Annotated in this window: 10 protein-coding genes; 1 reads left to right on the top strand and 9 read right to left on the bottom strand. The window is 54.8% G+C overall.

Translation table 11 applies throughout. The annotated features are described in order from the left end of the window. From Abor_RS10720 to Abor_RS10685, 8 genes are all read right to left on the bottom strand, one after another. Window positions 1–619: phosphotransferase (locus tag Abor_RS10720; protein WP_148315300.1), on the bottom strand; the 619-nt coding region annotated here is incomplete at its 3' end. An 8-nt stretch (window positions 620–627) separates the two neighbouring features. Continuing rightward, a complete protein-coding gene (locus Abor_RS10715) occupies window positions 628–3303 on the bottom strand; it encodes a TonB-dependent receptor (RefSeq protein WP_048841884.1) in 2676 nt (891 codons plus the stop codon). 24 nt (window positions 3304–3327) lie between these two features. After that, window positions 3328–4566, bottom strand: a complete 1239-nt coding sequence (locus Abor_RS10710) for a cation:proton antiporter (protein ID WP_048841883.1) — start codon at window positions 4564–4566, stop codon at window positions 3328–3330. Window positions 4567–4611: 45 nt separating this feature from the next. Continuing rightward, window positions 4612–5043, bottom strand: a complete 432-nt coding sequence (locus Abor_RS10705; RefSeq protein WP_048841882.1) for a hypothetical protein — start codon at window positions 5041–5043, stop codon at window positions 4612–4614. 154 nt (window positions 5044–5197) lie between these two features. After that, window positions 5198–5611: a hypothetical protein gene (locus Abor_RS10700; RefSeq protein WP_048841881.1), complete on the bottom strand. Its 414-nt coding sequence runs from the start codon at window positions 5609–5611 to the stop codon at window positions 5198–5200. A gap of 111 nt (window positions 5612–5722) precedes the next feature. After that, the gene (locus Abor_RS10695; RefSeq protein WP_048841880.1) at window positions 5723–6298 is read right to left on the bottom strand and encodes a DUF2612 domain-containing protein; all 576 of its coding nucleotides are present in this window, start codon (window positions 6296–6298) and stop codon (window positions 5723–5725) included. Then, entirely contained in the window at window positions 6298–7548 is a 1251-nt protein-coding gene (locus tag Abor_RS10690) for a baseplate J/gp47 family protein (protein WP_232015009.1), read from the bottom strand. The genes Abor_RS10695 and Abor_RS10690 overlap by 1 nt, the downstream gene beginning before the upstream one ends. Beyond that, window positions 7535–7894: a contractile injection system sheath initiator gene (locus tag Abor_RS10685; RefSeq protein WP_048841879.1), complete on the bottom strand. Its 360-nt coding sequence runs from the start codon at window positions 7892–7894 to the stop codon at window positions 7535–7537. Before Abor_RS10685 ends, Abor_RS10690 begins: the two co-directional genes overlap by 14 nt. A gap of 175 nt (window positions 7895–8069) precedes the next feature. Here Abor_RS10685 and Abor_RS10680 point away from each other — a divergent pair, with 175 nt between their 5' ends. Beyond that, window positions 8070–10187 carry a catalase gene (locus Abor_RS10680; protein ID WP_048841877.1) on the top strand — a complete coding sequence of 706 codons (2118 nt, stop codon included), beginning with the start codon at window positions 8070–8072 and terminating at the stop codon, window positions 10185–10187. 26 nt (window positions 10188–10213) lie between these two features. Here Abor_RS10680 and Abor_RS10675 read toward each other — a convergent pair whose 3' ends face one another. Beyond that, on the bottom strand, window positions 10214–10870 hold the full coding sequence (locus Abor_RS10675; protein WP_048841876.1) for a Gp138 family membrane-puncturing spike protein: 657 nt from the start codon (window positions 10868–10870) through the stop codon (window positions 10214–10216). Between the last annotated feature and the right edge of the window lie 199 nt (window positions 10871–11069).

Below are 11069 nucleotides of genomic sequence, written 5' to 3'. Positions count from 1 at the left end.
TGGCTGGTGTGGCTGGTGTGGCTGGTGTGGCTGGTGTGGCTGGTAGGTTCGCGCTCTTTTGTGGCGGGGTGCAAGGGGTTTTACCACGTGCTGGGGCGGTATATTGGCTTGCTGCATCGTGCACTTTAGCAAGCGCTTGGCCAGCAGCGTAGGCATGGGCCGCAGTTTGGTAGGGCTGCCAAGACATAACATCTCGGTACAAATCATGCCCCGGCGCTAGGGGAAAGACCTCGTATGTCCAGCAGTCATTGCCCCATGCGGTTGCCCCGGTTTGGGTCGTTAAGGGCAGGCATACGGGCACACCGGCATGGGCAAGGTGGTGCATAAAAGCGTGCTCTTCGTGCAAGGCGGCAACGCTGCGTAAGCTGGCATGGTGGCGCTTTATTAAAAAGCCTGTGCTGCTCTCATCTATAATTTTAACCGCGGCAGAAAACGGGCGCATGCTGTTCCAGACCGGGGTAACGGGTGTGGGCACGCTTGGGTAGTGCGCCAGCACGGCGTTTATTTCAGCCTGTGTTAGGCAGGGCCAGTCACGCTGGGTTTGCACACCATGCACCCCAAACTGCCCGACTGCACCAGCACCTTCTGCCACCGGCCCGTTTGGCACCCCTGTTTGCATAACGCGGCCTAAAACCCGGTAGAGGCTGTAAACAGGGCCGCAAACCCGCCGCCAATGTAATAAGTGGGGTCATCTCCTGCTATAATGGTGCCGCGGCGGCCCACCGTGTCGTGCGCGTTAAGGGTTGGGTTTGCCACACCAGACAGGTAGTGTTGGTTTGTAATATTAATAAAGTTCATGCGGAGTTCTGGTTTGTGCAGAAACGAGGCATCTGAAAAGCGATACCCCACCGCCATATTGGCGGTTACGTAGTCTGGCATGCGCTCATCATTCATGAATGTTGCGTATTGGTGGCCGGTATATTTAACCGTAAACACGCCAAAAGCGTGCCCGTCATCATACGTAAGGCCCGCAGCGGCTTGCAAGGTCGGGCTACGAATGGCGCGTTTGCCGCGTGTGGGCAACAAGTCTGCGCCGCTTAGCAGGTCGTTATCTATGGTGGCGTGCAAATATTCACCAGAGAAATACGGGCTAAAATGGTGCCACGGGCGCAAGCCCAGCTCTACATCTACCCCGCGCGTGGTTTGCCCACCTGCATTAAAGGTAGAAGACACATAAGAGCCGTTAATTTGGCCCACAGTTTCAATCTGGCGGTTGGTAAAATTGTAGTTAAACAGGGTTAAACTGCCAACAATCAGGTCATCTGCGTAACGGTAGCCGAGTTCTTCGGCTATGGAATATTCATTTTTAAGTTTGGTATTACCTTGTGTTGTCATATCGCCCGATGTGGGGTCGTAGGCCGCGTAAAGGGCTGTTTCTGCCGGGGTGCGGAAGTTGGTTGTGGTGTTAAAAAAGACCTGATGGTGCTTGTCTATTTGGTATTTTATAGCAACACGGGGCAGCGGCACAGCATAGCTTGTATTGGCGTGGTAGGGGGCACCGGGCATGGCGTTGGTGCCATTGCGGGTGAGCATAACCTCTTTAAACCCAGCAGAAAGCGTAAGTTTATTATGGAGCAAAGCCAGTGTATCGCCCACATACAAGGCATTGGTTTGCGAGAGTGTGTGGTTGCTGGTGGCTAAAAGCAAAGAACCATCTGCCAGCGTAACAGATGTACGGCGGCTGCCCCCCCATATACCGGCCGCCGTGCCATTGGCCGCTATGGGGGTAAAGCTTTGGTATTCGCTATCGTCTGAATAATCGTACCAATACCCAGCGTTAAACGTGTTGTTGCCGTGGTGCCATTCTATGCCGGTTGTAAAGCCAGAGCGGTAGCTGCGTTGTGTATAGTCTGCCCGCACGGTGGCCACGCCATCTTGTGTGCTGGGCAGGGTAAGAGTGTCTGGCAAAGGCTGGGTGCCGTTAAATAAACCCGATGTAGGCAGCGTGCTGCCACCGGGCACATTGCCATAAGCCCCTTGGGCATAAGGGGTTATGCGCCATGTGACACTTTGGCTTAGATGTAGCTCTATGGGGGCGCCCATATATAATGTGCGCTCTGGCTGGCGGTACAGCCGCCAGTAATCTGTGCCTTGGGCGCTATTTGCCACGTTATACGTGCGGGCAAGGTTGTTGCCACCATGAATACCATCTTGCTGCCACTGGGCTTTTGTGGGCTGGGGGTAGTAGCTGTCTATGGCTTGGTTCCATGTACCCACAAGGGCGGCACTATTGTTTTGGCCCCATGTTTTAAGCAGTTTAAAGTCTACATGCTGGCGCTCGTCCCGGCCGGGGCCGCGCCAGTTATCTGCCGCACTATGCGAGTATGAAACAAAGCCTTTTAAGCCAGTATGGCCAATTTCACCGCTATCAAGGCGTATAAACTCGCGGTTGGTGTTGTATGACCCGTAAGAGATATTGACCATACCCCCCGCTTTTTCTGCCGGGGTACGAAAACGCAGGTTCATAAGCCCTCCGGCGGCGTTTAATACCGGGCTTTCTAACTGCGCAGCCCCTTGGGCCAGGGCAATACTTTCGTAGTTTTCGCTGTCGGCAAACTGGCTGGGGTAGCCGCTATAATAGGCAATATCGTTAAGGGGCATGCCTTCAAGCACGTAGCCTATGGCATCTCCGTTCAAACCACGCACAGAAATATTGACCTGTGGCGACAAGCCCAGCGGGTCTGACGTAGCCACATTGGCACCCGGTGCAAGGGCCAACAGGTCATACGCGGTGGCAGAAGGGGCTTGGCGGGCAATAAAGTCTTGGCCAACCACGCTCATGGCTTGGGGTTGTGTTTGGGGGCGAATAAGGCCACCGCCAGCATGGTCTGCTACGGGGTTGGCGGTCACATTCAACACCTCTGGGCCACCTGCTTGCACGGGGGCTGGTGCAGGGGCGTACCTAACGGCCCCCTGCCCGGCTTGCGCCGGGTGAGCGGCAAAGCGGCCTTTTGTGTTTGACCCTGCCTGCTGTGCGGTAGCACGAGTGTTGCTGTATAGCCGCACCACCCCACGCTGCTGGGTAGTGGCGTGTGCCTGCGCCCCACCATGCTGAACATGATGGCCTGAACTAACGGGAGCGCGCGCACGCCCCTGTGGTGCAAGAGCTTGCGTGCGGCTTGCCCTACCCGGTGCAGGTGTGGCCCCGTACCCGCCTGCTTGTGCGCGTGCGGGGGGTGGGGCGTGCGGCACCCCACCACTGCCGGGCTGTGCCACTGTTTGCGCCATGCAAAATGGGGTGAGTGCGCTAGAACATACAGCACTTACAAACAAAACAAAGCGGGCTGTCGGGCGCACCGGCATAGCGTAAAACTTTCAGGCAGATACTCAGGAAGGGTGGAATTTTCGCACCACGGGGGCAATGGTCAAGCCCTGCACAAGAATGGTGAAAACCACAACACAATAGCACACTGCCAAAAGCGGTGCACGCATTGAGCTTTCTGGCAGGCCCAGCGCAAGAGAGATAGAAATACCACCCCGCAGGCCACCCCACGTCAGCACTGCCAGCACGCCCATACGGTCTTGCCCGCGCAAGTAAACCGGCAACGTGGCCAGCAGCACACTTAACAAACGCGCTATAATAGCCAGCGGTATAGCCAAAGCAGCCGCCACCACCAATGCACGAGAAAAAGACAACGCCAGAACCTGAAAGCCTATAAGGGCAAACAGCATGGCGTTGAGCACTTCATCAACCAGTTCCCAAAACACATGCAGGTTTTTGCGCCCCTGCTCGGTTATGCGGCGTTGCGTGGCGGGGGCGGCCATGCAAAGCCCTGCAGTAACTGTAGCAATAGGGCCAGAAAGGCCCCATGCCGTGCACAGACTATAAGTGCCGGTGCATAACGTAAGCGAGATAAGCAGGTCTAGCTGTGGGTCTTGGCTAAGGGCAAAGGCTTTGCGGGCCAACCAGCCACCAACCAGCCCCACTAACAAACCACCGCCTACCTCTGTTGTAAAAGCCTCGGCCAAGCGTAGGGCAGAAACGGGGTGGGCGTGGTGGGCAACCTCAAGCGCTACGGTAAAAATAACAACGCCTACGCCGTCGTTAAACAGGCTTTCTCCGGCAAAGAGGGCCTGCACTTGGGCGGGTAAGCCAAGGCGGCGCAGCATACCCACAACCGATACGGGGTCTGTCGGGGCGAGAATGGCACCCAGTACCACGCACCACGCCAAGGGCACATTTAACCCCACAAGGGTAAAAATACCCCATGCCCCAGCGGCAAACACAACAACTGCCAGCAACGTACCCAGCAAGGCCAATGCCAAAACCGAAAATTTGCGGGCAAAGAGCGCCCCAAGGTCTACCCCCTGCGCACCAGCAAAGAGCAAAAAGGCCAAAGCGCCTTCCATTAAGGTAGTAGGCAGGTCTATTTGCGTAAGCAGCGTTTGCAGGGCGTGTACGGTGTGTAAAGGCAGCACCCAGTCTGCAACGCTAAGCCCGGCAGACACCACAAGGCTAAGCAACAACACCCCAATGGTAAGGGGCAGGCGTAAAATGCGGGCATTAAAAAGCCCGGTAAGGGTTGCCAGCGCCAGCACGAATGCAAACAAACCAAGAGATGTCATGCCATTGGGCCTTTACTGGCTAAAATAACGGGGCCGTATGGCCGCTTATGCTGTGGGGGTATTGGTATCGGGCTTTTCGGTTAGGTTCACAAAGGTTTGGTCAGAGATAGAAACAGTTTCTGGCCGGTCAAATGCTTCTGAGGTGCTTTGGGCTATGCCTGCGGTTTTTTCTTTTAGGTCTGCCAATTCTTCACGCACGTCAGACAAAATTTCTAGCAGGGCTTTGTGGTCTTCTGCCGCGCGGCGGTCTGCCCCACGGCTTAACACAGCATTACCCACCATAAGCGCAGGTAACGCGACAAGTTGAATACAGTTGCTTATGTAAAGCAGGGTATTTTGCCATGCAGGCATAAGAACAGGCACAAGAGAGAACACAAAAAATAGGTAAACGCACCAAATACTGCCAAACAGCATGGTCATTTTAACGGCTACGGTTTCGTTAACCCGTGCCAGAATATTTTTTAATGTTGGTTCCATTACCCGCACCTTTGTGGGGGCACCTTGCCCCGGCCTGTTATGGGGCGTGGTTACCACAAAGTGGGCTATGGTGTCCGCCCCCCTTGCTCTTTTACGTGGGGCTATATGGCAGCGCTGCCCCTGCCGTACGGGGCAGCCTTGCGTGCGGCCAAAACTACTGGGCTGAAAGGTGCAGCCTGTAAAATGCGCCCTGCCCTTTAAGAGCAGCTGCGTGGTCTTGCAGCACCCCAACTGTGTAGGTGCCAGACTTAATGGCCGACATGCTCCAGAGTTTATGCGCACAATTTGGGCGGGGTACGCTCAGCAGTTCACCCTCTGGGTCTTTTACAAAAAAGCCAACACTGCTTTTACGGGCATGGCACAATACAGAAAGCGTTTGCCCCTGTTGGAGCGGCATGCGGTATTCTGCCACATGCGTGCCTTCTAGGGTGCCAGACATGTTTTTTTTGCCCGTGCCCAAGGGGCCGGTAGGCGTGCTCAAAATATCTTGGGCCTGAGCCATGTTAGACCCCCAACCAAGGGCCAACAAAACCACCAACCCAAACGTGAAGCGATATGGCGCTTTCATTCTCGTCTCGTTTGCTTGCATGAATCGGGTACGTGATATGCGCAATATACATGAGTGCCCCCACCCCGCACAAGCACCAATGCCCGGTGTCTTAAAAGCATAATAAAGGGGCTATGTTTGGGGCTTAATTGCGTAAATAACGCGCACGCCTGCGGGGCGCATAAGCACGCCAGAGCTTTGAATAAGAGAAACCTGCACGGCCGATGGCGCAAAATTGAACGTATAGGTTAAAGTCATGGTGCCGGTATCTGCCACCCAGACATCTCCCTGCCCGGCAAAAAGGGTCATGAGAATAGCGTTAAGGCTGGTAATGGAGCCATCTGTTATATTGGCCAGCGCTTTAGCGTTAATAAGCTGGCGGAAAGCGTCATCAGACAAGCGGTAGTTGCTGGTGGTTTGCGTGCCAGAATACCACGGGGCGGCGTTAAAGGGTTGCAAGGTTAGGTCTTGGGGTTCTGCAAAGCCAAAAAAGCTGTCTGTGCTTAGGGTAAGCACGCGCTCTACCCCCACAATGCGCCCCCATACGTCCAGCCCGTAGCCTTGTGCTGTGTCTAGGTTCCAGATGTTTGTAAACCATGTCTCAATTAAGCGTGTGGGGTCTAGGGTTTGGTTCCAGGCCTCTATCAAGGCATTAAGGGTTGGCGCGCAACTATATTGCGACAGCACGGTTTTTTGCACATCGCGCATTATACAAACACCACGTTAATACTCTCAGCCGAGAGCACGGGCACTTGGTCTATACCCAAAGTAGCCGTTAGGCTGGTAGGGTTGGCACTAAAGCCTAGCGTAATGCTAATGCTCTCAGCCCATGCCCCAAGGGCTGCAACGCTTGCATAAAAGCGGCTGGTATAGAGTGTGGTGCCTATACGCACCTGTGCCTGACCATCTTGCCCGTTAAAGGCGGCCAGCACGGCTGTGCGCACCTGGTCTGCCGCAGTGGTGGGCACATTTAAAGAGGCCGCCAGAGTAAGCGTTACATACACAGGGGTTGGGGCCGCACGTTGAAACACCACCGTATAGCTTGGCGGTGTGGTGTAGCTGGTATTTTGGTCTGTTACTGTAAGGCTTGTGTTGCCGGTATAGGCGCAGCCCGGTGGTTTTTTACGTAAAATAGCGCGGGCAATTTCTGTATCTTGCCCACCACTCACACACACATACACACTGTGGGGGGCAAGGGTTATGTTGCCTATAACCACGGGGCTGTCTGTGCTGTTATCTGTTACGTAAACATCACTCACCCCTTCAAGCGCCTGCACGGCGGCAGAAATAGCATCGAGCGGGCCAACGGCGTTAATAGCAACAGACGTTTGGCGGCGGGTTTCAAACGCGGTACGGCTTTCTACCCCCCGGCCCGTAACCCCGGCGGCTGCATTACCCACCGTAGCCCACCCGCTCACAGACTGGCTCAGCTGGATAGTCTGGGCGGGGCACGCCACAGCCCCGGTTTGTGTGCAGCTAAACGTGCCAGCCCCTGTGCCTGTGGCATCTAACGTTATGGGGTTATCGGCCGCGTAACTCTGGCCTGCGCCGTCTTGCACCACCGTACCTTGGGCAATAACCGTGCCCGCAATGCCGGTACACTGGCAGGTTACCACTGTGGCTGTGGCAGGCAGGCGTTCCATAAAATACAGCCTGCCAATGGCATCTTGCATGGGGCCAACAGCGCGGGCGGGGTCTACCCCGTTGGCAATGGCCAAAAACTGGTCGTATGCATCTCCCACTATAGCGGTAAGTGACATGGCCAACTGCCCTTGGGGGGTGGCAAGGTCTGTAGTGAGTGTATTGCCAAAGGCTGCGTTAATATCTGCCAAAACGCCGTTTAAAATATCTGGCTCGGCAGGCATAACAAAGCCTGTGGCATCCAGCACTGGGGCGGGCACAGACGTGGTGCCAGCCGTACTGCTTGTGCTTTGTGTAAGCGTATTAGAGGCTGACAACGCTTTGGGCTCCGTCTGTTGTGGTAAGCTGCACCACGCCCGATAAACGGCGCTGGGGGCTTATGGCGGTTAAAATGCAGGTGGCGCTGGCAACGCCCTGTGTGGCGCGGGCGGTTTGCTCAACATCGGCCCTAAACAGGGCGCTAGACTGGGCATGGCCCAAAATGCTGCCAAGGTAGGGCAGGCCAAGGGCTGTGTTGTACCAGCACTCGCCCTGAAACACTCTTATGGCGCAAGCAACATTTTGGGCTACGGCGTAAGGCGTTGTGGCCATGGCAATATTGCCTGTGGCATCAACCACCAAGTCCCATGTGGTGCTGTCTAACAGCAGGGTATTAAGGGGCATGTGTGTTTTATTCTCTCAAACGCAATAAGGTTTTTTGGGGGCTGGTGCCAAAATTGTGTGCAAAGGCAGCAGGGTTTTTACGCAACCCCACCCCACGCACAGCGTTGGGGAGAGCAAAGGCTGCGGGCAGCCCCGCATGCGCCCCCCATAATGTGCCAGCAAAGAGAGCAACCCCATGACCAAACAGCCAAGCCACCGCGACGCCGTAACCTTGGGTGACCAAACCGTGCAGCGCGGCACGGGGGGTGAGACACACCAAACCGCACAAGGCGATGTGCCAACGCTCACCACCCAGTTGGGTGTGCCCGTGGCAGATAACCAGAACACCCTAAAAGCAGGCACACGCGGGCCAAGTTTGCTGGAAGATTTTCATTTTCGAGAAAAGATTTTTCATTTTGACCATGAGCGTATTCCAGAACGTGTGGTGCATGCCCGTGGCTACGGTGCGCATGGTTTTTTTGAGCTGACCCACCCGCTCAGCGATGTAACCTGTGCAGACGCCCTGCAACGCAAAGGCGAGCGTGTGCCCGCTTTTGTGCGGTTTTCTACAGTGGCGGGCAGCAAGGGGTCTTTTGACCTTGCGCGAGATGCACGAGGCTTTGCCGTAAAGCTTTATACCAAGCAGGGAAATTGGGATATTGTAGGCAATAATATTCCGGTTTTCTTTATTCAAGACGCCATAAAATTTCCCGACATGGTGCATGCGGTTAAAGAAGAACCTGACCGGGCTTTTCCGCAAGCACAATCTGCCCACGATAATTTTTGGGATTTTATCTCTCTCACCCCAGAGAGCATGAACATGATTATGTGGGTCATGTCTGACAGGGGTATTCCGCGCTCTTTCAGGTTTATGGAAGGCTTTGGCGTGCATACCTTCCGGCTGGTTACTGCACAGGGCAAAGCGACTTACGCCAAATTTCACTGGAAGCCCAAACAAGGCCTGCAATCTGTTGTCTGGAACGAGGCCGTTAAACTCAATGGTGCAGACCCAGACTTTCACCGCCGCGACCTGTGGAATGCCATTCAAGCAGGGCAATACCCCGAATGGGAACTGGGCGTGCAGCTTTTTGATGACGAGTTTGCAGACAGTTTTGACTTTGACATTTTAGACGCCACCAAACTGATACCAGAAGAACTGGTGCCCGTGCGCCCCGTAGGCCGCTTGGTGCTAGACCGCATGGTGGATAATTTTTTTGCCGAGACCGAGCAGGTCGCTTTTTGCACACAAAATATTGTGCCGGGCATAGATTTTACAAACGACCCCCTTTTACAAGGCCGTAACTTCTCCTACCTTGATACGCAGCTTAAACGGCTTGGCAGCACCAACTTTACACACCTGCCCATTAATGCCCCTAAATGCCCGTTCCATACCCTGCAACAAGATGGCCACATGGCCATGCACAACCCCAAGGGCCGCGTAAATTACGAACCAAACTCGTGGGGAGGGCAAGAGGGTGGCCCGCGTGAAAACCCACAGACCGGGTTTAAATCTTTCCCTGCTGAGGTCTCTGGCTTAAAAGAGCGTGTGCGGTCTGAAAAATTTGCAGACCATTACTCCCAAGCGCGGCAGTTTTACAAAAGCCAGACACCAACAGAGCAAACGCATATTCAACAAGCCATTATTTTTGAACTCAGCAAGGTTGAAACGCCCGCTATCAGAGCGCGTGTGGTTTCGCACTTACGCACTCTTCATACAGAGCTGGCGCAGGCTGTGGCTACCGGGCTGGGCCTAAAAGACCTACCCCCAGCCGCCCCACCGGCCCGCCCGCCGCTAGACCTGCCCCCTTCTGCCGCCCTAAGCATTGTTAAAAACGGGCCAAATAGCTTTGCAGGCCGCAAAATTGGGGTACTAGCAACCGATGGCACAGATGATGCCCTGCTTGCGGCCTTAGAAGAGGCAACCAAAGCTGAAGGCGCAACACTAGAAATTGTGGCACCGCATATTGGCGGCATTGTCACCTCAACCGGGCGGCATGTGCCTGCGGGCCAACGCCTGCCCGGCGGCCCCTCTGTGCTGTATGATGCTGTTGTGTTGCTGCCGTCTGAGCAAGGCAGTAAACAGCTTGCCACCGATGCAGATGCGCGTGACTTTGTGGCCGATGCCTACGCCCACGCCAAATTTATTGGTTACACACCCTGCACCGCCGCTTTACTGAGCAAAGCAGGGCTTGAGCATAAGACGTTAGATGACGGTTTTGTGGCCCTAACAAGCCCCACCACAGCCAAAAAATTTGTAACCACCTGCCGCGCCCTACGCTTTTGGCCGCGTGAGGCCAGCGTGCACGCCGTATAACCCCCCTAAAGCGGGGCGCGGCCCCCCTAAACAGGCTTGGTGGTGGTGCCAGACCCCGCTTGCACACCACCATGTGTATGTGCCGCCAAAGAAATACCTTTGCCTGTGACATCACCCGATACACTTAGGGTACCAGAAACGGTGGTATTACCCTCTATTTTTATATTTTGTGCCGTAAGCTGCACCGTGCCAGATGTATGCAAAGTTATGCCGCCCTTATGCAGCCAAATATAGTCTTGCGGGGCGGCATTTAAAAAACCACCTAAATACAAGGCATCTGCCATATTATGCTGCCTGAAAGACCCCGGTGCCGCTGCACCACGGGCGGTTTTAGCGTTTGAAATATCTCTATCTGCTACCAAAGCCAAACCGATATCACCCACTTCTGGGTCTAGCACAACGGCGCGGCTACCACCTTGCAGCCTAAAATAAGGCACCTGATACAACACCCCGTGCGGGCTTACCTGCCCTGCGGCATTTTGCTGGTGCACAAGGGGTTGCACATCAACAAAGCCTACCGGGTTTAGCCCTGCCCCCTCTACCGCTTGCACGCGCACCAATACTACTGTGCGCCGCGTTGCAAGCAGCCGCGCCATAACCGCATTGAGTGCCGCAAAATGGGAGGCACTGGCGTCTGCCCGGTCAAAAACCGGGTGCGTGGTAGCAGAAGAGATATCTGACATGGTAAGGTATTTTCCTGAAAAATTCTGATGATTTTTGTAAACGACACTCTAACCAGACACCCAATGAAACAGCCAAAGACTGTGATGCCTGTAAGCAAAACCCAAGACATGGTGTGTTAGGAGAGTGCAAAATACAGAATAAATGGAATGAGTGCGTGGTTTGCGTGTGGGGTGTGGGGTGTGGGGTGTGGGGTGTGGG

Origin of the sequence: Acetobacter orientalis, from assembly GCF_000963965.1 — a bacterium.
Classification (GTDB): Bacteria; Pseudomonadota; Alphaproteobacteria; order Acetobacterales; family Acetobacteraceae; genus Acetobacter; species Acetobacter orientalis.
This window is presented reverse-complemented; position numbering and strand designations above follow the sequence as displayed.

Bases quoted from the DNA above. Each gene is read 5' to 3' on its own strand.
- Abor_RS10705 (WP_048841882.1), bottom strand. From the start codon at position 5,043: ATGGAACCAACATTAAAAAATATTCTGGCACGGGTTAACGAAACCGTA.
- Abor_RS10695 (WP_048841880.1), bottom strand. From the start codon at position 6,298: ATGCGCGATGTGCAAAAAACCGTGCTGTCGCAATATAGTTGCGCGCCA.
- Abor_RS10680 (WP_048841877.1), top strand. From the start codon at position 8,070: ATGACCAAACAGCCAAGCCACCGCGACGCCGTAACCTTGGGTGACCAA.
- Abor_RS10715 (WP_048841884.1), bottom strand. From the start codon at position 3,303: ATGCCGGTGCGCCCGACAGCCCGCTTTGTTTTGTTTGTAAGTGCTGTA.
- Abor_RS10700 (WP_048841881.1), bottom strand. From the start codon at position 5,611: ATGAAAGCGCCATATCGCTTCACGTTTGGGTTGGTGGTTTTGTTGGCC.
- Abor_RS10685 (WP_048841879.1), bottom strand. From the start codon at position 7,894: ATGCCCCTTAATACCCTGCTGTTAGACAGCACCACATGGGACTTGGTG.
- Abor_RS10710 (WP_048841883.1), bottom strand. From the start codon at position 4,566: ATGACATCTCTTGGTTTGTTTGCATTCGTGCTGGCGCTGGCAACCCTT.
- Abor_RS10675 (WP_048841876.1), bottom strand. From the start codon at position 10,870: ATGTCAGATATCTCTTCTGCTACCACGCACCCGGTTTTTGACCGGGCA.